The sequence below is a fragment of the Streptomyces sp. genome (genome assembly GCF_019510245.1).
Classification (GTDB): Bacteria; Actinomycetota; Actinomycetes; order Streptomycetales; family Streptomycetaceae; genus Streptomyces.
Genome location: NZ_JAEKKT010000134.1, coordinates 146,250 through 167,252 on the forward strand (window position 1 = coordinate 146,250; position 21,003 = coordinate 167,252).

Annotated in this window: 19 protein-coding genes, 1 tRNA gene and 1 riboswitch; of the genes, 14 read left to right on the forward strand and 6 right to left on the reverse strand. The window is 72.3% G+C overall.

Going from position 1 to position 21,003, the window contains the following annotated elements; genetic code table 11:
• Positions 1-104: 104 nt before the first annotated feature.
• Entirely contained in the window at positions 105-3,149 is a 3,045-nt protein-coding gene (locus JF597_RS19770) for a SpoIIE family protein phosphatase (protein ID WP_293996412.1), read from the reverse strand.
• A 127-nt stretch (positions 3,150-3,276) separates the two neighbouring features.
• Positions 3,277-4,245, reverse strand: coding sequence for a cyclase family protein (locus JF597_RS19775; RefSeq protein ID WP_293996414.1), 969 nt, complete (start codon positions 4,243-4,245; stop codon positions 3,277-3,279).
• A 287-nt stretch (positions 4,246-4,532) separates the two neighbouring features.
• Between JF597_RS19775 and JF597_RS19780 the strand changes: the two genes are divergently transcribed.
• Positions 4,533-5,783, forward strand: a complete 1,251-nt coding sequence (locus JF597_RS19780; protein WP_293996416.1) for a SpoIIE family protein phosphatase — start codon at positions 4,533-4,535, stop codon at positions 5,781-5,783.
• 46 nt (positions 5,784-5,829) lie between these two features.
• Here JF597_RS19780 and JF597_RS19785 read toward each other — a convergent pair whose 3' ends face one another.
• Entirely contained in the window at positions 5,830-6,408 is a 579-nt protein-coding gene (locus tag JF597_RS19785) for a TetR/AcrR family transcriptional regulator (RefSeq protein WP_293996418.1), read from the reverse strand.
• A 213-nt stretch (positions 6,409-6,621) separates the two neighbouring features.
• Between JF597_RS19785 and JF597_RS19790 the strand changes: the two genes are divergently transcribed.
• Together JF597_RS19790 and JF597_RS19795 are read left to right on the forward strand one after the other, a co-directional pair.
• Positions 6,622-8,049, forward strand: a complete 1,428-nt coding sequence (locus tag JF597_RS19790; RefSeq protein WP_293996420.1) for an MFS transporter — start codon at positions 6,622-6,624, stop codon at positions 8,047-8,049.
• 45 nt (positions 8,050-8,094) lie between these two features.
• Positions 8,095-8,168, forward strand: a tRNA-Pro gene (locus JF597_RS19795).
• Positions 8,169-8,537: 369 nt separating this feature from the next.
• On the opposite strand, the gene JF597_RS19800 is transcribed toward JF597_RS19795, so the two are convergent.
• Positions 8,538-9,371: a CAP domain-containing protein gene (locus tag JF597_RS19800; RefSeq protein ID WP_293996422.1), complete on the reverse strand. Its 834-nt coding sequence runs from the start codon at positions 9,369-9,371 to the stop codon at positions 8,538-8,540.
• Between the two features lie 478 nt (positions 9,372-9,849).
• On the opposite strand from JF597_RS19800, the gene JF597_RS19805 reads away from it, so the two are divergent.
• Positions 9,850-10,224, forward strand: coding sequence for a DUF2218 domain-containing protein (locus tag JF597_RS19805; RefSeq protein ID WP_293996424.1), 375 nt, complete (start codon positions 9,850-9,852; stop codon positions 10,222-10,224).
• Between the two features lies 1 nt (position 10,225).
• Here JF597_RS19805 and JF597_RS19810 read toward each other — a convergent pair whose 3' ends face one another.
• Both JF597_RS19810 and JF597_RS19815 read right to left on the reverse strand, forming a co-directional pair.
• On the reverse strand, positions 10,226-11,035 hold the full coding sequence (locus tag JF597_RS19810) for a hypothetical protein (protein ID WP_293996426.1): 810 nt from the start codon (positions 11,033-11,035) through the stop codon (positions 10,226-10,228).
• A 159-nt stretch (positions 11,036-11,194) separates the two neighbouring features.
• A complete protein-coding gene (locus tag JF597_RS19815) occupies positions 11,195-11,446 on the reverse strand; it encodes a hypothetical protein (RefSeq protein WP_293996428.1) in 252 nt (83 codons plus the stop codon).
• Positions 11,447-11,606: 160 nt separating this feature from the next.
• Between JF597_RS19815 and JF597_RS19820 the strand changes: the two genes are divergently transcribed.
• From JF597_RS19820 to JF597_RS19860, 10 genes are all read left to right on the forward strand, one after another.
• Entirely contained in the window at positions 11,607-11,738 is a 132-nt protein-coding gene (locus tag JF597_RS19820) for a hypothetical protein (RefSeq protein ID WP_293996430.1), read from the forward strand.
• A 144-nt stretch (positions 11,739-11,882) separates the two neighbouring features.
• Positions 11,883-12,755 (forward strand): glutathione S-transferase C-terminal domain-containing protein, encoded by an 873-nt coding sequence (locus JF597_RS19825; protein ID WP_293996432.1) that lies wholly within the window; start codon positions 11,883-11,885, stop codon positions 12,753-12,755.
• A gap of 77 nt (positions 12,756-12,832) precedes the next feature.
• Positions 12,833-12,956: riboswitch (SAM riboswitch) on the forward strand.
• 388 nt (positions 12,957-13,344) lie between these two features.
• Complete coding sequence (locus tag JF597_RS19830) at positions 13,345-14,328, forward strand: amino acid ABC transporter permease (RefSeq protein ID WP_293996434.1); 984 nt, start codon at positions 13,345-13,347, stop codon at positions 14,326-14,328.
• Entirely contained in the window at positions 14,325-15,113 is a 789-nt protein-coding gene (locus JF597_RS19835) for an amino acid ABC transporter ATP-binding protein (protein ID WP_293996436.1), read from the forward strand. Before JF597_RS19830 ends, JF597_RS19835 begins: the two co-directional genes overlap by 4 nt.
• 56 nt (positions 15,114-15,169) lie before the next feature.
• Positions 15,170-16,195 (forward strand): ABC transporter substrate-binding protein, encoded by a 1,026-nt coding sequence (locus tag JF597_RS19840; protein ID WP_293996438.1) that lies wholly within the window; start codon positions 15,170-15,172, stop codon positions 16,193-16,195.
• Positions 16,196-16,241: 46 nt separating this feature from the next.
• On the forward strand, positions 16,242-16,991 hold the full coding sequence (locus tag JF597_RS19845) for a GNAT family N-acetyltransferase (protein WP_293996440.1): 750 nt from the start codon (positions 16,242-16,244) through the stop codon (positions 16,989-16,991).
• 43 nt (positions 16,992-17,034) lie between these two features.
• Positions 17,035-17,130: a putative leader peptide gene (locus tag JF597_RS55605; protein ID WP_366916424.1), complete on the forward strand. Its 96-nt coding sequence runs from the start codon at positions 17,035-17,037 to the stop codon at positions 17,128-17,130.
• 62 nt (positions 17,131-17,192) lie between these two features.
• The gene (locus JF597_RS19850) at positions 17,193-18,404 is read left to right on the forward strand and encodes an LLM class flavin-dependent oxidoreductase (protein WP_293996442.1); all 1,212 of its coding nucleotides are present in this window, start codon (positions 17,193-17,195) and stop codon (positions 18,402-18,404) included.
• A gap of 22 nt (positions 18,405-18,426) precedes the next feature.
• Positions 18,427-19,800, forward strand: a complete 1,374-nt coding sequence (locus JF597_RS19855) for an NtaA/DmoA family FMN-dependent monooxygenase (protein WP_293996444.1) — start codon at positions 18,427-18,429, stop codon at positions 19,798-19,800.
• On the forward strand, positions 19,797-20,876 hold the full coding sequence (locus JF597_RS19860) for an LLM class flavin-dependent oxidoreductase (protein WP_293996446.1): 1,080 nt from the start codon (positions 19,797-19,799) through the stop codon (positions 20,874-20,876). The genes JF597_RS19855 and JF597_RS19860 overlap by 4 nt, the downstream gene beginning before the upstream one ends.
• Positions 20,877-21,003: the final 127 nt, after the last annotated feature.

Genomic DNA, 21,003 nt, shown 5'->3' on the forward strand with positions numbered 1-21,003 from the left:
GATTTCCGCGCCGGAATGCCGGAGAGGATGCCGGATTCGAGGCCTGTGATGGGACCGACGGGTCAGGCACGTGGGCCCCGTCGGCGGCCCACGCGTCGACGGGCTCAGGCGGCCTCGAGCCCGCACTCGGCCCAGATGACCTTGCCCTGCCGGATGTAGCGGGTGCCCCAGCTCTGCGCCAGCTGGGCCACCAGGAACAGGCCGCGGCCGCCCTCGTCGGTGGTGGCCGCCCGGCGCAGGTGCGGGGCGGTGTTGCTGTGGTCGGAGACCTCGCAGATCAGGGTCCGGCCGTGCAGCAGGCGTACCCGGACCGGGCCGGAGCCGTGCCGGATGGCGTTGGTGACCAGTTCGCTCAGCACCAGCTCCGCGGCGAACCCGGCCTCCTCGAGACCCCAGTCGGCCAGCCGCCGCAGCGCCGAGGCGCGGACCTCGCTGACGAGGGAGGGGTCGGCGGGCAGGTCCCAGGTGGCGATCCGGTGCTCGGGCAGCGCGTGGGTACGGGCGACGAGCAGCGCGATGTCGTCGCAGGGGTGGACCGGGGCCACCGTGTCCAGAAGCGTCTCGCAGATCTCCTCGGGCGTGCGGTCCCGGTGCGCGAGGGAGCACCGCAGCCGGTCGAGGACCAGGTCCACGTCGCGGTCGCGGCCCTCGATGAGCCCGTCGGTGTAGAGGACCAGCCGGCTGTCCGCGGGGAGGTCGATGTCGACGGCTTCGAAGGGCAGGCCGCCGAGGCCCAGCGGGGGACCGGCGGGCAGGTCCGGGAGGGTGACCGTGCCGTCGGGGCGGACGAGCGCGGGAGGGGGATGCCCGGCGCGGGCCATGCTGCACTGCTGCGTGGTCGGGTCGTAGACGGCGTACAGGCAGGTCGCGCCGAAGATGCCCGTGTCGCCCGCGGCGGGTGCCTCCCGGTCGAGGCGTCCCACCAGGTTGTCCAGGTGGGTGAGGACCTCGTCCGGGGAGAAGTCGAGTTCGGCGAAGCTGCGGGCGGCGGTCCGCAGCCGTCCCATGGTGGCCGCCGAGAACATGCCGTGGCCCACGACGTCACCGACCAGGAGGCCGACCCGGGTGCCGGAGAGCGGGATGACGTCGTACCAGTCCCCGCCCACGTCCGACTCCGCGGGCAGGTAGCGGTGCGCCACGTCGACGGCGTCCTGGTCGGGCAGCCCCTGGGGCAGCAGGCTGCGCTGCAGGGTCAGGACCATGGTGCGCTCGCGCGTGTAGCGCCGGGCGTTGTCGATGGACAGGGCGGCGCGGCCGGCGAGTTCCTGGACCAGCGAGCGGTCGTCGTCGTCGAAGGGGGCGGGGTGCCGGCCGCGGTAGAACGCGGCGATGCCGAGGACGACGCCGCGGGCCACCAGCGGGACGGCGACGAGCGAGTGCACGTGGGCCAGCATCACCTCGGTGCGCGGTGGGTCGTGGGCGAGCCAGCCCATGGCGGCCCTCAGGTCCGGTTCCAGCACGGCCTGCCCGCTCGTCAGGCAGCGCAGGTGCGGCGTGGCCGGGCCGTAGTCGACGCGCTTGCCGACCGGGTGGAACGGACAGTCGTCGGCGATGCCGTGGACCACGGTGCGGTACAGGTCGGTGCAGGGATCGGCGGCCTCCTCGCCCCGCAGCACGGCCTCCGGCAGGTCGATCGTGACGTAGTCGGCCAGCCGTGGCACCGCCGTCTCGGCGAGTTCCTCGGCGGTGCGCCGCACGTCCAGGGTGGTCCCGATGCGCGTGCTGGCGTCGGTCAGCAGCTCCAGGCGACGGCGGGCGGCGAGGGCGTACCGCCCCACATGCGGCTCTCCCACCAGCACGAGCCCTCTGGCCGGGGGCTCCGCCGGGGGCGGCGAGCCGCTACGGCCGCCGGCCGCGGCGCCGGGGCGGGCTCCCGATCCGGCTCCGTCTCCCGTCCGGACGGAGCCGCCCGCTGTGCGGCGGTCCCCGTCCGTCGCGCCGCCCGGACCGTCCGTCCATGCGCCCGCGCCGCCCGTATCGGCTCGGAGGGGTACGAGGCCAGGGGCAGCGGTTCCCGGCACGGCCGCGGGCGCCACCGAGACGGGGAGCACCGCGGTCGGCGGGACGGCGAGGACGACGGACGTCGCCTGGACCACGGCGCCGGGCACGGCGGACGCGGCGGGTCCGGCGGACCCGCCGCTGCCGTGGGCGAAGTCGGGGGTGACGAGGGTGGGGCGCCGCGGCTCCTCGGCCGGCCACGGGCCGAGGAGCGGCTCGTGCGGTGCGGGGCCGGGCAGGACGGCCTCGATGACGAAGCCCTCCTCGCCGGTGGCGGTCGTCGTCGGGCGGCTGACCAGCGTGACCCGCCGGCCGTCGGACAGGGTCACGTGGACGGCGGCCCGCTGCGCCCAGGTGATCAGCTCGACGGCCTTCTCCATGAGGATCGCCCGGTCGCAGGGGCGCACTCCGAGGGCCGGCTCGCCGAGCCCCAGGCGGTGGTGCGGTCCGGCGGCGGCCTCGGCTCCGGTGTCCAGGTACGCCCGCAGCAGGGCCCGCTCGCGTTCGGAACTCTGTCCGAGCAGCCGCCTCTCGATGGCGTGGGCCGCCCGGCGGATCACGGTGGCCAGTGCCGGGTCCTCGGCGCTGCGCGGGTAGCCGAGGCACAGGACGCCCTCGATGCGGCCGCTGACCGGGTCGCGGACGGGCAGCGCCCGGCAGGCGTTGCCCTGCGCGCGCTCGGCGAAGTGCTCGGCTCCGTAGACCTGGACGAGCTGACGCTCCGCCAGTGCGAGCCCGATCCCGTTGGTGCCGGCGTACCGCTCGGCGAACACGAACCCGGGGACGCGCTGGAAGGCCGGGAGGCTTCTGGCCAGCGACGCCTCTCCGAAACGACGCAGCAGGACGGTCCCGTTGGCGTCCGCGACGGAGATGTTCATCCTGCTGCCCGCGAACCAGGACTGCAGCCGGTCGAGCACCGGGACGGCCGCGCGGACGATTCGGGCATCATGCTCGAAGTCGTCCCGGAAGGGGAGCCCGGGCTGGTCGGGGGAGAGCCCCAGGGCCCGGCAGCGCTGCCAGGAGTGCGAGATGGGAGGGCGTACGCCGGCCCCGACCGCCTCGCCCTGGAGGAAACGCTCACGCGAGCGGGCGGGCCCCTTGCCGTCCGTCGCACGCCCCGCCGCTGCCGCTTTCCCGCCGCCCCGAACCACGCTTCGCCTCACTCGCGTCCGCAGAGTCCGTGTCGCTACAACTTCGTCACTCGCTTCAACTTCGCTACACCAATTTTTACTACAACATTAGGATATACGTGAGATTACGGATATGTCGCACCCGACGTCAGAGGACGGCGACCGGGTTGACCGGCGAGCCCGTCCCGCCCGGGATGTTCAGCGGTGCCACCACGAGCAGGAACTCGTACCGCCCGGCCCGGGCCGTCGCGGCCGACAGGGCCTCCAGGTCGAGGTTGTCCAGCAGCGGCACCCCCATCGCCGCCACGACGAGGGCGTGGACGGGCGAGTGCACACCGTCCACCGGGGAGGGGCGCACGTCACTGTCGCCGTCACCGCCGAGCAGGGCGATGCCGCGCTCGGCCAGCACGGGTACGGCGTCCACGTGGAGGCCCGCGCAGGCCGTGCCCGGGTCCCAGGCGCCGAGTTCCCTGCTGCGGCGGGTCCGCCCCGAGCGCAGCAGCACCGCGTCCCCCTCGGCGATCCGCACGTCGAGTGCCCGCTCCGCGGCGCGGACGTCCTCCGCGTGCACCGCCACTCCCGGCTCCAGCCAGCGGACCCCGAACGCGGCGGGGAGGTCGAGGAGCACGCCCCGGGTGACGAGGGGGCCGAGCGCCGACACCGCTCCGAAACGCGCGCCCGCCGCGCCGACGGCGTCCTTCGCCGTCCGGCCGTCGTAGAGCCGCCCGCGGTAGGAGACGTGGCACAGGGCGTCGAGATGGGTGACTGCCTTGCCGTGGTAGTCGGCGGCGATGAAGTCCTTGTGGGTGGCGGGCTCCGGGCTCTCCACGTCGCCGAGATCGGTCATGTGGTGCAGGGCGGGCCTCGGGTTGTCGGGGCCGGGCACGGTGTTCCAGGGCAGCCCGAGCGGTACGACCCGGCCGGACCGCACGGCGGCCGCAGCCCCCCGTACCCGCTCCCCGGTCACCCGGTTCCAGGCGCCGCGGTCGGCCGGACTCCAGCGGCCCCAGGCACGGACCTCCTCGAAGAGCGCGTCGAAGTCCCGGCGGGAGACGGCGGGGCCGTTCCGGCCACCGGCGGCACCGGGGTCCGGGCCGTCCGCGGGGCTCGCGCTCATCCGTACTCACCGCTTTCCGCGTCGACACACCGAGCCGGCCCGGCGGCCGGGCAGCGCTCCGGCGGCCGTAGGCGTCGCACGGGCCCGGCGGCCCCTCGCGGGCCGGCCGCCCGGAATCCCAGCCTGGCACGGCCCGCGCCGACCCGCCGGGTGCACGCGTCCGGGCGCTGGGACAGGCCCACCGGCAGGGCGGCCCGGCCCGGTCCGCGGGGCCGCACGGCGGGCAGAGGCGCAGGGCGGACCGTAGATTGAGGTGGGAGCCGTTGAGGCGGGAAGGAGCGTCAGCGGTGGCATCGCGGGTTGATCACACGGCGCTGTTCGCCGCGACGCCGAGCCCGTATCTGGTGCTCGGTCCTGACCTGGTCATCGTCGATGTGAACCGGGCCTATCTGGCGGCCACCGGACGCACCCGGGAGGACCTGCTCGGGCGGCACATCTTCACCGCGTTCCCGGACAACCCCGCCGACCCGGACGCCGACGGGGTCCGCAACCTCGGCGCGTCCCTGCACCGGGTCCTCGCCTCCGGCCGGCCCGACACGATGGCGCTGCAGAAGTACGACATCCCCGTCGTCAGCCGTCCCGGGGTCTTCGAGGAGCGATGGTGGTCCCCGGTGAACACCCCCGTGCTCGGCCCGGAAGGAGAGGTGACGTACATCATCCACCGGGTGGAGGACGTCACCGCGTTCGTCATCGAGTACCGGGCCACCCACCCCCACGGCGCCCTGGAGGGGCAGCGGCTGAAGGAGGCGCAGGCTCTGGAGGCGGAACTGTACGCCCGGGCGCGGGAGTTGCAACGGCTGAACGAGGAACTGCGGCAGGCGCACACCCGCGAGCGCGAGGTCGCCGTCATCCTGCAGGAAGCCATGCTGCACGTCCCCGACCTGGCCCACCACCGCGACATCGCGGTGCGCTACCTGCCCGCCACCGGCTCGCTCAACGTCTGCGGCGACTGGTACGACGTCGTCGACATCGCGCCGGACCGGCTCGCCGTCGCGGTCGGCGACGTCATCGGCCACGGTCTGGAGGCGGCGGCCGTCATGGGCATGCTGCGCAGCGCCCTGTCCGCCGCCATCCGGGCCCTGGAGCGTCCCGCCCAGGCCCTGGAGGTGCTCGGCCTGTACGCCAGGTCCGTCGAGGGGGCCCTGGGCACCACCGTCGTCAAGGCGGTCGTCGACATGCGCAGCCGCCTGATCACCTACAGCAGCGCCGGCCACCCGCCGCCGATGCTCATCCACCCCGACGGCAGCTGCGAACTGCTGGACCAGGCCACCGACCCACCGCTCGGCGCCCGTCCGCAGCACGTCCCCCGACCGCAGGCGAGCCTGCCGTACCGGCCGGGCGACACCCTCGTCCTGTACACCGACGGGCTCATCGAGCGGCGGTACCAGGACATCGACGTCGGCCTGGGGCAACTGGCCGATATCCTCGGCGAGTTCATCAACCAGAACACCGAACAGCTCGCCGACACCGTGCTGGCCCGCCTGGGCGTCGCCAGCGGCGGCCGGGACGACATCGCGCTCATCGTCGTACGGCTCTGAGCCGCGCGCCGCCGCCGAGGGCCGGAACTCCCGGCCTCCGGAACTCCTAGCGGCCGGCGCGTACCCCGTCCAGGGCGATGCCGAGGACGCGGTCGCGCTGGGCGTCGTCCTCGAAGGCCGTCGCGGTGATGCCGGAGACCATGCGGAGCAGGTCGCCGATCTCCATGTCGGTGCGGACCACGCCCGCCTTCTGGGCCCGCTCCAGCAGCGGGCCGCCGGCCGCGTACATCGAGTCACGGCAGGCCTGGAAGATCTCCGACTCGTCGTTGAGGGCCTCGCGCACCGCCCGCTTGGTGACCATGTAGCCGGTGAAGCGGTCCAGCCACGAGGTCAGTGCCTCCCACGGCTCCAGTCCGGCCAGGTCCACGGCGGCCCGGCACAGCGCGTTGACCTCGTCCGCGTAGACGCTCTCGAAGAGGTCGCGGCGGGTCGGGAAGTTCCGGTAGAGGGTGCCGATCCCGACCCCCGCGCGGCGGGCGACGTCCTCCAGGGAGACGTCCGCGCCCCGCTCGGCGAACGCCTCGCGGGCGGCCGCGACCAGCGCGTCGTAGTTGCGGGCCGCGTCCTTACGGTGCGGTCTGCGGGACGCGACGATCTCACTGACGGGGAACGTACTGTCCGGCACTGCTGCCTCCCGTGCGACGAGGGTGAACCGGAGGGTTTCCTCGACTTCGGTTGAAGCGGAGGGTCGCCTCCAGTAGAGTGGAGGAGTACCTCCACTTTAGCAGTGCGGAGCGGTACCGCCATGGCCGGACGCGGCCCGGTCCCTCCTCCGCCCTCCCTCTCTTCCTGTCTTCCTCCTTTCCTTCCCTCCGTTCCGATTTCGGAGAGGCCCTTCATGCCCCGGAAGTCCACCCGCCTCACCTTCGCGGTCCTCGCGACCGGTGCCGGCGTGTTCTCCATGCTCCAGTCGCTGGTCGCCCCGGCCCTGCCGACCGTCCAGCACGCCCTGCACACCTCCCAGTCCACCGCGACCTGGGTGATGACGGCCTATCTGCTGTCCGCCTCGGTCTTCACCCCGATACTCGGCCGGGCCGGCGACCTGATCGGCAAGAAACGCACCCTCGTCGCCGTCCTGCTGGCCGTCCTCGCCGGCTGCCTGGTCGCCGCCCTCGCGCCGAACATCGGCGTGCTGATCATCGCCCGGGTCGTCCAGGGCATCGGCGGCGCTCTGTTCCCGCTCTCCTTCGGCATCATCCGCGACGAGTTCACCCCGGCCGAGGTCAGCGGCAGCATCAGCAACCTGTCCGCGGTGATCGCGGCCGGCGGGGGCGTCGGCATCGTGGCCGCGGGACCGATCGTCTCGGCGCTCGACTACCGCTGGCTGTTCTGGATCCCGGTCGGCGTGGTCGCGGCCACCGTCCTGATCGCCGCCCGCTACGTCCCCGAGTCGCCCAAGCGGGCCGAGGGCAGCGTCAGCTGGCTCGGTGCCGGGCTGCTCTCCGCCTGGCTGGTGGCGCTGCTGCTGCCGCTGAGCCAGGCCGGTCAGTGGGGCTGGGGCTCGGCCAGAGTGCTCGGTCTGTTCGGCACGGCCGTCGTCCTGTTCGCCGTCTGGCTGCTCACCGAGTCCCGCTCCGCCACCCCGCTCATCGACCTGCGCGTGATGCGGCTGCCCGCCGTCTGGACCACCAACACCGCCGCCCTCCTCTTCGGCGCCGGCATGTACGCGATCTGGTCCTTCCTGCCCGGCTTCGTCCAGACCCCCGCCTCGGCCGGCTACGGCTTCGGCGCCACCGTCACCGAGTCCGGCCTGCTCATGCTGCCGATGCTCATCGCCATGTTCCTCTCGGGCGTCGTCGGCGGCCGCCTCGAACCCCGCGTGGGCGCCAAGGCGCAGCTCACCGCGGGGGCCGCGCTCGGCGCGCTGGCCTGCGGCTTCCTCACCCTCTGGCACGACGCGCAGTGGCAGATCGGCGTCGTCGCGGGCCTGTTCGGCCTCGGCATCGGGCTGGCCTTCGCCTCGATGGCCAACCTCATCGTCGGCAGCGTGCCGCCCGAGCAGACCGGCGCCGCGACCGGCATGAACGCCAACATCCGCACCATCGGCGGCTCGATCGGCGCCGCGCTCACCAGCGTCCTGGTCACCGGCCGGCTCCAGCCCTCCGGACTGCCGTACGCCTCCGGCTACGCCCACGCCTGGGCCCTGCTCGCACTGTTCTGCCTGACCGCGGCCGGCGCCGCCCTCCTCGTCCCGGTCCGCCGGGCGAGCCGCGTCGCCGGCCCGGTCACGGAGCGGCCGGCGGCAGCACCCGTACGCGTGCGGTAGTGTTGACCTGCGTGATCACGCGGCATCCACCGCGTGACCCCGCAACGGGACGTGGCGCAGCTTGGTAGCGCACTTGACTGGGGGTCAAGGGGTCGCAGGTTCAAATCCTGTCGTCCCGACTTGCGAAAGTCGCAGCTCAGGGGCCGTTTCAGAGGAGATCTGAAACGGCCCCCGACCTTTTTGGGGCCCGCCTTGACTCGGTCAAGGTGGGCCGTACCACCCGCCATGGGCGTCGAGAACGGGTAGGCGAGCGTGCTGACCTGATCGGCCGTCAGGGCATCGGCATACACCTGGACGCCGCGCAAGGAACCGTTTGCCCGTCCGCCCTGCCCCTGTCCGAAAGGCGCGTTCCTTGTCCTCGACGCTCCATCGAGTGCGCGAGTCCTTTCCTGGCGCGGCGGCGCGCCAGCGCGGGCGCGGGCGATCGCGCACGCCCTGGCCGACGGGACCTCTGGCCCCACGCTCCGATGTCCCCGCGCTCCGATGGCTCAGCGGGCGGTGCCGAAGTCCTGGGTCCAGTAGCTGTCGGGCTGGGCGAGACCGACGCCGATCTCCTTGAACGTGCAGTTGAGGATGTTGGCCTTGTGGCCGGGGCTGGCCATCCAGGCCGCCATGACCTGCTCGGGAGAGGCGTAACCGTAGGCCACGTTCTCGCCGTAGGCGCTCCAGGTGTACCCGGCAGCGGTGATCCGGTCTCCGGGGGAGGAGCCGTCGGACCCGGTGTGTGACATGTTCCGGTGGAGAGCCATGTCCGCGCTGTGGGCCTGCGCGACCTTGGTCAGGGTCGAGTTCAGGGTCAGGGCCGAGCAGCCGACCTTGCCGCGCTCGGCATTGACGAGTTCCAGGATGCGAGCGACGACTCCGGACGCCGTGGCGGTGGCCTTCGGGCTGCTCGACGGCTTGGGGGCCGTGGAAGCGGCGGCGGTGGTGGTCTTGTGGGGGCTGGGCGACGCGGTGGTGCTGGGCCTGGGGGCGGTGGTGCGTGCGGTGTGCCAGGACGTCGAGGCCTTCGGCCTGGGCGCGGTCGTCTTCTTCGCGCTCGCAAGGGGAGTCTTCGTGGCGCCGGGCGCCGCCGTCGCCGTCCCCGAGGGCTCGCCGGCCTGGCCGGCGTCCCAGGGGCGGCCCCAGTTCGCGTCGTTCCACCAGCCCTTCTTGCTCCACGAGTCCTTCGTCGTGCTGCTCCCGGCGCTGTCGGACCGGTGTCCGCCGGTGCCGGGCCAGTTGGTACAGGCCATCGCGGCGGACGGTATCCCCACGGTGCCCACTGCGACGGCAGCGATGACTATCCGCCGGTAATGCGTGTTCTTACGATGCTTTGCCATGTGTAACCCGCTCCTGAGCTGCGGCGGCGTCCTGCGGGTCGTCATTCTTAGGACGTCTTCACATGGAGCGCAAAGGGCCTCGCTACTAGCTCGCTTCGTAGGATTTTGCGGCCCTCGCCAGGGGAGTGGGGTGCACCGGTCTGCTTTCCGTGACCGCTGGGGAGTTCTGGCGCCTCGTCAGATCCCGTATGTGCGAGCGCAACGGAGGAAAGCGCTCGCGGGGAGAGAGGGTGCGCATCCGAGCGCGACGCATGGGTGCCTTAAACAGGACAAATCCCATTTGTCGACTGAGGGGTCTCTACTATCCGGCACGCCTAGATCCGGAACCGTTGTGGCGGATGTCACGGAGTCGTGGTCCGGCCTGGCCGCGATGGGGCGCGCTTCGGCGGCGTCAGGCGACGCGACCGGCATGCATAGCTTGCGCCCCCGGGTACGGCGCCGGACCCCCCGCTCCGACGTAGCGTGAGCCCGTCGCCGTATGCCCGCCCCGCACCACCGGGAGTCCCAGGTGGCCCGCTCCGAAGCCCGCGTCCCCGCCGACCGCCCCGCCCGCTACGCCAAGCAGCTCGCCTCGCACCTGGGCCGCCGCTCGCAGACCAGCTGGGACGAGGAGACCGGCACCGGCGGCATCGTGTTCCAGAACGGCACCGGCACCCTCACCGCGGCCGAGGACGCCCTGCTGCTCACCGTGGAGACCGACCCCGAGAACCTCGAGGTCCTGGAGGGTGTCGTCGGCCGGCACCTGGTCCGCTTCGGCACCCGTGACGAACTCGTCGTCGCCTGGCACCGCGACAACGGCGAACCGGGCGCCGTCCAGCGCAACGCCGAGGATCCCGCCCCCCACGCCCACTGACCTAGTCGAACTGGCTCGGCAGCGGTGCCGGGGTCTTGCCGGACAGCACGTCCTTGAGGCGCGCGGCGCCGTTCTGCAGGGCCAGGGCGGTGCTGTCGTGGTCGACGCCCGAGAGGCCGCCGTTGGTGACCGCGGCTCCGGAGGCGCCGACGCGCAGCGCCGCGACGTCGAGGGTGGTCGTGGCGGGCTGCCCGTTCGAGGTGCCCTGGACGGTGACCGTGAGCGCCGCCAACTCGTCGCCCACCTTGGGTGGTTCCTTGTACTCGACGACCTGCACCGTCCGCTTGCTGCCGTCCGAGGCGGTGGCCGAGAACTGGTTGCACTCCGTGGGGAGGTTCTTCAGCCACTTGATGGTGGCCTCCATGGTCGCCTGGCCGTAGTCGCCGACCTGGTACAGCAGCCGGGAGTCCTCCGAGGTGAAGCCGCGCAGCCCGGAGGCGCCGGTGGCGCGGCCCAGCAGGGTGTCGGAGTAGAGGCCGTCCAGCAGCCGCTGGCAGTCGGCGGCGTCCGACTTGGCGCCGAGGAACTCGGCGACGTCGACCTTCCCGACCAGCATCTGGTTGCGCCAGGTGGCCGCGTCGTTGGCCAGCTGCCAGTCGTCCTCGATGTCGGCGGGTGTGATCAGCGCGGCCTGCGCCCCGGGGCCGGTGAGGGCGGGGGTCCGCGACGGGGTCGGGGAGCGTTCGGCGGCGAGCGAGACGGCCGCGGCCTCGGGGGAGCCGCTGCCGTCCGAACAGGCCGCCGTGGCGAGCAGGGTCCCCGCCGCCAGGGCCGTGGCGAGCACACGCGCGGGTCGGGACGGACGGGTCATCGCGACTGCCTCCTCGGGAACGCGGTACGTCACGCGGCGGACGGCGCCGGTGCGCCCCGTGCGCCGGACGACGCCGGACGACGTCGCTGCGTCCCTCCACGCCACCACCGGCCGCCTGCGCCGACCACCCGCACGTGGCCATTCGGGTGAGCGCCGTGATCATGTCGCCGTGATCCGCACCCGCCTGCTGCCGCAGCGTGGGCACACCGCGTCCGTGAGCGGCGACGGCACGGCCCGCCCGGCCTCGTCGACGTACTCCAGGGTGCTCTGCAGCTCCGGGTCGGCGAGCGGGTCGGTGAAGAACACCGCCTGGAAGGCCGCCGTCCAGGCGTGCCCGCACCGCCCGCAGCGGAAAGCGAAGGTCTCGGGCACGGCGCCCGGCACCGGCCCGGGACCCGGGGGCTCGGTCATCGGCTCCGGCTCCTGTCACTCGGCCTCCGCCACCAGCGCACCGCCCCGGCCGGCCGGCGGCAAGCCGGGGCCGGGTGTCCCAGGCGTGGACGCCCCCTTGACGCCGGACGGAGGCCGATCGACACTCCAGGTGGGAATCCTAGTGAAAAGGTAGGGAAAGATGGGTCGCCTGCGCACGCTCACCGGCAGACACCGCCGTGAGAGCCCCGCGCCCCGGACGGCGCCCCTGCTCACCTCCCGCCGCCACATCGACCTGCTGCGGATGTGCGGCGCCACCGGCCGCAGAGGCTGAGCGCGCCCGATCCCGGCCACAGGAGCCGGGCGCCCACCCGCCGGTCATCGCCACGGCCCTCATCGCCACGGCCCACCGCCGAACCACCGACGAACGCTTCCGCCGCGCGTACGTCCGCGCGCCCGCCCGCCCCCGGGGAGACGCATGTCCATCACACCACTCGCCGCCCTGCCGTCCGTCCGCACCGCCCCCGCCTTCCGGGGCCGCATCGGCCGCGACGCACGCAGCGGCCACTACGCCGTGCCGCGCCGCTACCGGCTGCACCTGTCCACCGCCTGTCCCGACGGCCTCCGGATCGCCGTCGGGCACAGCCTGCTGGCCCTGGACGACTGTTGTCCCGTCACCTTCCTGTCCGCCGTCCCGGACTGTCCCGACGGCAGCCACGCCGTGCTGCGCCCGTTGTACGAGGCCAGCGCGCACCGCTACTCGGGACCGGCCCTGGCGCCGGTGTTCAGCGACGGCTGGTCCGGCAGGATCGTCAGCACCCACGGCCGGGACATCCTGCGCGACCTGGACCGGCACTTCGGTGACGGCGTCGCCCGGCTCTACCCGTGCGGCGCCGAAGCCGAGATCGAGGCCGTCGAGCGGCTGTGCTCGGAGGGCATCGAGCAGGCCGCCCAGCATGCCGGGCGCGCCGGCGGCGACCCGGAGGCGCTGGAGGTGCTGCTCGCCACCCTGCACGAGCTGGAACTTCGGCTGACCGGGGTGGAGTTCCTGGTCGGCGGGCAACTCACGGCAGCCGACGTCGAGTTGTGGGTGGCCCTGGTGCAACTCGACACCGTGCACCGCAACCACCTGGACGCCGCCGCCGTGCACGCCGTCGCCGGCCATCCGGTGGTGTGGGCCTACGCCCGCCGGCTGGCCGCCCACCCGGCCTTCGGCGCCCACCTCGACCTCGACGGCATCGCCCGCCGCCACCACGGCCGTTGCCAGGGCCTGGAAGCCGCCGGCGCGGCCGTCCAGATCCTGGACTGGGCCGGCCACGCGGCAGACGCTCCCCGCGGTTCCCGCAGGTGAGAGCGGCCCGAACCGTTTCGCCAGTCGGACAGGCGTTGACATTCGTTCGGGCAACTGCGTTACTTACGGACCAGAACGGTCAAGAGCGTCAGCATCAAGCCCTGGCTTGCTGACCGGCAACCCTCGCATCGCGGTGGGGTGCCCCAGGTGACGACCGGACCGACGACGTTTCGGCAAGCGACGATTCGGTAAGCGCGAGTGCCCCTCGGGGCCGGCACGACAGTGACAGGTGACGGACATGTACGCAGCTTCCAGGACGGCCCAGCGCCGCGCCGACGGCTGCGTACGCCCGTACCCGAGCCCGCTCGTCGCCGACCGCGCCGTCGACCTGCTCCGTGTCAACAGCGCCCTGTGTAGCGCGTGTACCGCACCGGGCCGTGCCCGCTGTCGGGTCTGACCAGGCTTCTCCGCCGCCTCCCCGCAGCCTCGCACCCCAGCGTTCCCGTCGGCACACCGGCCGCCCGGTGTGCCGCCGTCCGCCCAGCCCCCGTGCCCGCGCGCCCCCGCGCACCGATCCGTGCCCGAACACGGCCCGGTGCGCGGCCCCCGCCGTGGGACACGTGGGTGTCCGACTCCGCCGGAGCCCGCCATGAGTGAACCCCCAGGCGCCACGATCGCCGCCCCCGAGGCACCACCCGCCGCCGACGAACCGTCAGAACCCCTCGCCGCACAGCGCGTTCTGCCGCTGCGCAGGCCGGGACGGCGGATCGCCACCGCCGTCGCCCTGGTCCTCGTCGCCCAGTTCGCCCACGGACTGGTGACCAACCCCTTCTACCAGTGGGACCGCTTCGGCTACTGGTTCCTGCGCCCGACCATCCTCGACGGACTGGTCATCACCCTCGAAGTCACCGCCTACAGCGCGGTCCTGGGCCTCCTCGGCGGCATCCTGCTCGCTCTGGCCCGGCTCTCGAAGAGCCCGGTCCTGCGCGCGGTGAGCTGGACCTACGTGTGGGCGCTGCGCTCCGTCCCGCTCATCGTGGTCCTGCTCTTCCTCTACAACTTCAGCGCCCTGTACAAGACGTTGAGCATCGGCGTCCCCTTCGGTCCCGCCTTCTTCTCCTTCGACGAGTCGAAGCTCGCCACCGACATGGCCGTCGCCGTCGTCGGCCTCAGCCTCAACGAGGCCGCCTACGCGGCCGAGGTGGTGCGCGGCGGCATCCTCTCCGTGGACCAGGGCCAGCACGAGGCCGCCGCCGCGCTCGGCCTGCCCAAGGGCTACCAGTTCCGGAAGATCGTGTTCCCGCAGGCCCTCCGGTCCATCACCCCGAACTACGTCAACCAGCTGATCGGCCTGATCAAGAGCACCTCGCTGGTCTTCTACGTCTCGCTGCTCGACCTGTTCGGCTCCGCGCAGAGCATGGGCTCCACCTACCCCGGCGACATCGTGCCGCTGCTCCTGGTGGTGACCGTCTGGTACCTGATCCTGACCAGCATCGTCTCCGTGATCCAGTTCTACGTCGAGCGGCACTACGCCCGCGGCGCCACCCGCACACTGCCCCCGACCCCCTTCCAGAAGCTGCGCACCGGCCTCACCGACCTGCGCGCCCGCATCCGCCGGGAGGCCGCGGTATGACCGTCACCGACACCCTGGAGACGGCGCCCGCCGCCCTGGAGATCCACGGCGTCCACAAGTGGTACGGCGCCCACCGCGTCCTCGGCGGCATCGACCTGACCATCCGTCCCGGCGAGGTCACCGTCGTCCTCGGCCCGTCCGGCTCCGGCAAGTCCACCCTCCTGCGGGTCATCAACCACCTGGAGAAGCCCGAGCGCGGGCACGTCAGCATCAACGGCGAGCCGATCGGCGTGAAGCGGCACGGGGAGCAGCTGAAGGAACTGAGCGAGCGCGCCATCCTGGCCCAGCGCGGCCGGATCGGCTTCGTCTTCCAGAACTTCAACCTCTTCCCGCACCTGACCGTGCTGGACAACGTGGCCGCCGCCCCGGTCGCCACCGGAAAGCTCACGAAGCCCGAGTCACAGGCCCTGGCCAAGGAACTCCTGGAACGGGTCGGCCTCGGCGAGCGCATCGGCGCCTACCCCCGGCAGCTCTCCGGCGGCCAGCAGCAGCGCGTCGCCATCGCCCGCGCCCTCGCCCTGCGCCCCGGCGTCATCCTCTTCGACGAGCCCACCTCCGCCCTGGACCCCGAACTCGTCGGTGAGGTCCTCGCCGTCATCAAGGACCTGGCGACCAGCGGCACCACCCTCGTCATCGTCACCCACGAGATCGGCTTCGCCCGCGAGATCGCCGACCGGGTCGTCTTCATCGACGGCGGCCGGATCGTCGAGCAGGGCCCGCCCTCCGAGGTCCTCGACAACCCGCAGCACGAGCGGACCAGGGACTTCCTCAGCAAGGTCCTCTGAACCCCTTTCACCCACCCCTTTCCCACCCCGTTCACGCAACACGAAGGATTACAGCCATGCCCACGCTCCTCACCCGACGCAGCCTGATCAGAGGCATCACCGCGGCGACCGCGGTCGCCACCCTCGCCACCGGGCTCGCCGCCTGCGGGGGCGACAGCGACGCGGCCACCACCACCTCCGCCGCGAAGAGCGGCGAGGTCGTCATAGGGCAGGTCTCCAACGGCGCCGCCACCCAGACCACGATCAAGGTCGCCGAGGTCAAGTCCATCAGCGCCGAACTGCCCGCCTCCGTCAAGAAGAGCGGCAAGCTGGTCATCGCCGAGGGCGCGCTGCCCGCCGGGTTCCCGCCGCTGGCCTTCGTGGGCAGCGACCAGAAGACCCTCACCGGCTCCGAGCCCGACCTCGGCCGTCTGGTCGCCGCGGTCTTCGGCCTCAAGCCCGAGATCAGGAACGCCACCTGGGAGAACATGTTCGTCGGTATCGACAGCGGCAAGGTCGACGTGGCCTTCTCCAACGTCACCGACACCGAAGAGCGCAAGAAGAAGTACGAGTTCGCCTCCTACCGGCAGGACAACCTCGCCTTCACCGTGCCGAAGAAGAGCACCTGGAACTTCGACGGCAACTACCAGAACCTGGCGGGCAAGACCGTCTCCGTGAGCGCCGGCACCAACCAGGAGAAGATCCTCCTGGAGTGGAAGAAGAAGCTGGAGAGCGAGGGCAAGAAGCTCACCGTCAAGTACTTCCAGGACAGCAACAGCGTCTACCTGGCCCTGTCCAGCGGCAAGATCGACGCCTACCTCGGCCCCAACCCCGGCATCGCGTACCACAACAAGCAGACCGCGGACACGCCCAACGCCACCCGCACCGCCGGCACCTCCTCCGGCGCCGGCGCGAGCCTGCAGGGCCTGATCGCGGCCACCGCGAAGAAGGACAGCGGGCTGGCCAAGCCGCTCGCCGACGCCATCAACTACCTGATCAAGAACGGCCAGTACGCCAAGTGGCTCAAGGCCTACAACCTCTCCAACGAAGCGGTCGCCAAGTCCGAGGTCAACCCGCCCGGACTGCCGCTCGACAACTCGTGACCACCCGCACCGGCACGCCCGTCGACCTGGGAAGGACTCCGCCTCCGTGACCGTCCAGACCGACTTCCGCGGAGGCGGAGCCCCTCTCACCCCCGACACCACCCCCCTCGACAACGCCGTCTGGTCCGCTCTCACCGGACCGCACGCCCGTCTCGCGGAGAGGTTCGGCCGAGCGGCCCGCTATCCCGACGACATCTACGCCTACGCGGCTCTCGCCGATGCCTCCGACCCGGCCGCCTGGGCCGACCTGCACACGCTCGTCGGCCCCGGGACGACGGTGAAGATCAAGCCCGTCGAACAGGCACCGCCGCCCGGCTGGGAGGTGGTCGGCGGCGGGACCGGCGTCCAGTTCGTCGACACGGCACTGCGGGCCGAGCCCGCCCCCGAGGCGGTTCGGCTCGGGCCGGACGACGTGCCCGAGATACTTGAGCTGGTCGCCCGCACCGAGCCCGGCCCGTTCCGCACCCGGACCGTCGAGATGGGCACCTATCTCGGCATCCGGCACCACGGCCGGCTGATCGCCATGGCCGGGGAGAGGTTGCGTGTTCCCGGCTGGACGGAGATCAGTGCCGTCTGCGCCGACCCGGAGTACCGGGGCAGGGGGCTTGCCACCCGCCTCGTCCGCGCGGTCGCCGCCGGTATCCGGGAGCGCGGCGACACCCCGTTCCTGCACGCGGCCCCCAGCAACGCGAACGCCATCCGGCTCTACGAGTCGATCGGCTTCACAGAACGGCTGCGCGGCCGGACCCTGCTGGTGCGCAGCCAGGGAACAACCACGGGCGCCGGTCTGTTGTGAGTCACGACGAGATGCACACCGAGCAGGCCGGGAGGTGCGGGACGTGACACGTGTCCTCAGCCCCGGCCGCCGTACCGTCCTGCACTCCCGGCCGCACATCGACCTGCTGCGCGTGGCCGGCGCGCTCTGTTGTTCCTGACTTTCCTCCGCCGCGCCCCATCCTCCGGCGCGCCCTCGTACGGACCTCAGGAAGGCACCACTGTGTCCTCATCTCCCGCTTCCCACCTGCACCTCGCCGTCGCCCTGGACGGCACCGGCTGGCACCCCGCCTCCTGGCGCGAGCCGGTGGCCCGCCCCGGCGACCTGCTCACCGCCGGCTACTGGGCCGACCTGGTGGCCGAGGCCGAGCGCGGCCTCATCGACTTCGTCACCATCGAGGACGGCCTCGGCCTGCAGTCCTCGCACTACGGCGAGCCGGACGGCCGCACCGACCAGGTCCGCGGCCGCCTCGACGCCGTCCTGATCGCGTCCCGTATCGCGCCCCTGACCAGCCACATCGGCCTGGTGCCGACGGTGATCGCCACCCACACCGAGCCGTTCCACATCTCGAAGGCGATCGCCACCCTGGACTACGTCAGCACCGGCCGGGCGGGACTGCGGGTGCAGATCTCGGCCCGCCCGAACGAGGCGGACCACTTCGGCCGGCGCACGTTCCCGCCGATCGACCTGGCGGGCCTGCGTTCCCCGGCCGGACAGGAGCGGCTCGCCGAGCACTTCGACGAGGCCGCCGACTACGTCGAGGTCGTGCGCAGGCTCTGGGACAGCTGGGAGGACGACGCCGAGATCCGGGACGCCGCCACCGGCCGCTTCATCGACCGCGACAAGCTGCACTACATCGACTTCGAGGGCAGCAGGTTCAGCGTCAAGGGCCCCTCCATCACCCCGCGCCCGCCGCAGGGACAGCCGCTGGTCACCGCGCTCGGTCACCAGACCGTGCCCTACCGGCTGATCGCCCGCCAGGCCGACGTCGGCTACGTCACCCCGCAGGACGGCGCCGACGCCCGCGCGATCCTCGCCGAGATCCGCGCCGAGCAGGCGGCCGCCGGACGGTCCGGTGACACCGTGCACGTCTTCGGCGACCTCGTGGTCCTCCTGGACGACGACGCGGCCACGGCCGAGGCCCGCAAGGACCGCCTCGACGCCCTCGACGGCGGCGCGCTGACGAGCGACGCCCGGATCTTCGCCGGTACGGCCGCCCGACTCGCGGATCTCCTCGAGGAGTTCGCGGCCGAGGGACTCACCGGTTTCCGGCTCCGACCCGCCGTCCTCGGTCACGACCTGCCGCGCATCACCCGGGACCTGGTCCCCGAACTCCAGCGCCGCGACCGCTTCCGCACCGCCTACGAGGCCGACACCCTGCGCGGTCTGCTCGGGCTCGCCCGCCCCGCCAACCGCTACGCCGCCACCGCCTGAGCCGGAAGGACCGCACCCCGTCATGAGCAAGCCGCTGAAGCAGATCCATCTGGCCGCCCACTTCCCGGGCGTCAACAACACCACGGTGTGGAGCGACCCGGCCGCCGGCAGCCACATCGAGTTCAGCTCCTTCGCACACTTCGCGCAGACCGCCGAACGCGCCAAGTTCGACTTCCTGTTCCTCGCCGAGGGTCTTCGCCTGCGCGAACAGGGCGGCAAGATATACGACCTGGACGTCGTCGGCCGCCCGGACACCTTCACGGTCCTCGCCGCCCTGGCCGCCGTCACCGAGCGCCTCGGGCTGACCGGCACCATCAACTCCACCTTCAACGAGCCCTACGAGGTGGCCCGCCAGTTCGCCAGCCTCGACCACCTCTCCGGCGGCCGGGCCGCGTGGAACGTGGTCACCTCCTGGGACGCCTTCACCAGCGAGAACTTCCGGCGCGGCGGCTTCCTGCCGCAGGACGAGCGCTACAGCCGCGCCAAGGAGTTCCTCGCCACCGCCAACGAGCTCTTCGACTCCTGGCACGGCGACGAGATCCTCGCCGACCAGGCGACCGGCGCCTTCCTCCGCGACGCGGGCGCGGGCTCCTTCGTGCACAAGGGCCCCCAGTTCGACATCCACGGCCAGTTCAACGTGCCGCGCTCCCCGCAGGGCCGTCCGGTGATCTTCCAGGCCGGCGAGTCCGACGAGGGCCGCGAGTTCGCCGCCTCCAGTGCCGACGCGATCTTCAGCCGGTACGCCACCCTCGACGCCGGCCAGGCCTTCTACACCGACGTGAAGTCCCGCCTCGCCAAGTACGGCCGCCGCCCCGAGGACCTGCTGATCCTGCCCGCCGCCAGCTTCGTCCTCGGCGACACCGACGCGGAGGCCGAGGAGATCGCCCACCAGGTGCGCCGCCAGCAGGTCAGCGGCGCGACCGCCATCAAGCACCTGGAGTTCGTCTGGAACCGGGACCTGTCGTCGTACGACCCGGAGGGCCCGCTCCCCGACGTCGACCCGCTGGTGACCGAGGAGCACATCTCCCGGGGCCGCGCCCAGGTGCGGATGTACCGCGACCCGGTCGCCATCGCCCAGGAGTGGCGCGAGCTCGCCGATGCCAACAAGTGGTCCATCCGCGACCTCGTGATCAACACGGGCAACCGGCAGACCTTCGTCGGCTCCCCCGCCACCGTCGCCCGCACCATCAACGACTTCGTGCAGGCCGACGTCTCCGACGGCTTCATCCTGGTCCCGCACATCACCCCCGGCGGCCTCGACACCTTCGCCGACACGGTCGTCCCGCTCCTCCAGGAACAGGGCGTCTTCCGCACCGAGTACGAGGGCACCACCCTGCGCGACCACCTCGGCCTCGCGCACCCCGACCAGCCACGTGGCGAGCGGGCCGCGTCGTGAAGTTCCTCGCGATCACCCTGATCGTGCACCGCCCGGACCCGGTCACGGGCCTCCACAAGTCCACGCACGACCGGTTCCGCGAGGTCCTCGACAACGCCGTGCTCGCCGAGGAGCTGGGCTTCGACGGCTTCGGGGTGGGGGAGCGGCACGAGCGCCCGTTCATCTCCTCCTCGCCGACCGTGGTGCTCAGCCATGTCGCCGCACTCACCCGGCGTATCCGGCTCTTCACCGCGGTGACCACGCTGAGCCTGCTGGACCCCGTCCGGGCGTACGAGGACTACGCGACCCTCGACCACCTCTCCGGGGGCCGCCTCGACCTGATCATCGGCAAGGGCAACGGCTCCGCCCAGCGCGAGTTGTTCCACGTCACGCCCGAGGACCAGTGGGACCGCAACGCCGAGAGCCACCAGGTGTTCCGGCAGCTGTGGCGGCAGGACAAGGTGACGGCGAAGACGCGGTTCCGGCCGGAGCTGACGGACGCCGAGGTCTGGCCGCGCCCCTACCAGCGGCCAGTCCGGGTCTGGCACGGCAGTGCCACCAGCAAGGAGTCCGTCGACCTCGCGGCCCGCCACGGCGACCCGCTGTTCTCCGCGAACGTCACCAACCCCATCGAGCCGTACGCCGAGTTGATCCGGTACTACCGGGAACGCTGGGAGCACTACGGCCACGACCCGGCGGACATCGCCGTCGGCGCCGGCTCGGCGGGCACCTGTGTCGCCCCCACCTCTCAGGAGGCGCTCGCCGCCTACCGCCCGGTCTTCGAATCCAACCTGGCCTTCTTCAACAAGGCCGGGCTGCCGGTGGTCTTCGAGACGCTGGAGGACTTCGTCGAGCGCAGCTCGGCCCTGATCGGCAGCCCACAGCAGGTCATCGACAAGGTGCACCGCTACCACGAGCAGTTCGGGCACACCGTGGTCCATCTGCACGCGGACGCAAGCGGCCTCACCGACACCCAGCACCGCGACTCCCTGGAACTCTTCCAGTCGGCGGTCGCCCCGACCCTGCGCAAGGACATCCCCGACCCGCCTTTCGACTGGGGCCCGGTCCTGCCCGCCGAGGAGGCGACCCGTGTCTGACATCCCCCTCGGCGTCCTCGGCCCCGTCCCGGTCTCCTCCGGTTCGACGGCCGCCGACGGGGCCCCACGTCCCCGGTTTCCGCAGCCCTCGCGGCGTGGTCGCGGCACGTATCCCTCCCCCGAAGGT

Excerpts from the sequence above, each read along its gene's own strand:
- JF597_RS19820 (WP_293996430.1), top strand. The coding sequence starts at position 11,607 with ATGGGTCGCCTGCGCACGCTCACCGGCAGACACCGCCGTGAGAGCCCC.
- JF597_RS19790 (WP_293996420.1), top strand. The coding sequence starts at position 6,622 with ATGCCCCGGAAGTCCACCCGCCTCACCTTCGCGGTCCTCGCGACCGGT.
- JF597_RS19825 (WP_293996432.1), top strand. The coding sequence starts at position 11,883 with ATGTCCATCACACCACTCGCCGCCCTGCCGTCCGTCCGCACCGCCCCC.
- JF597_RS19835 (WP_293996436.1), top strand. The coding sequence starts at position 14,325 with ATGACCGTCACCGACACCCTGGAGACGGCGCCCGCCGCCCTGGAGATC.
- JF597_RS19840 (WP_293996438.1), top strand. The coding sequence starts at position 15,170 with ATGCCCACGCTCCTCACCCGACGCAGCCTGATCAGAGGCATCACCGCG.
- JF597_RS19775 (WP_293996414.1), bottom strand. The coding sequence starts at position 4,245 with ATGAGCGCGAGCCCCGCGGACGGCCCGGACCCCGGTGCCGCCGGTGGC.
- JF597_RS19800 (WP_293996422.1), bottom strand. The coding sequence starts at position 9,371 with ATGGCAAAGCATCGTAAGAACACGCATTACCGGCGGATAGTCATCGCT.
- JF597_RS19855 (WP_293996444.1), top strand. The coding sequence starts at position 18,427 with ATGAGCAAGCCGCTGAAGCAGATCCATCTGGCCGCCCACTTCCCGGGC.
- JF597_RS19815 (WP_293996428.1), bottom strand. The coding sequence starts at position 11,446 with ATGACCGAGCCCCCGGGTCCCGGGCCGGTGCCGGGCGCCGTGCCCGAG.
- JF597_RS19805 (WP_293996424.1), top strand. The coding sequence starts at position 9,850 with ATGCCCGCCCCGCACCACCGGGAGTCCCAGGTGGCCCGCTCCGAAGCC.
- JF597_RS19810 (WP_293996426.1), bottom strand. The coding sequence starts at position 11,035 with ATGACCCGTCCGTCCCGACCCGCGCGTGTGCTCGCCACGGCCCTGGCG.
- JF597_RS19830 (WP_293996434.1), top strand. The coding sequence starts at position 13,345 with ATGAGTGAACCCCCAGGCGCCACGATCGCCGCCCCCGAGGCACCACCC.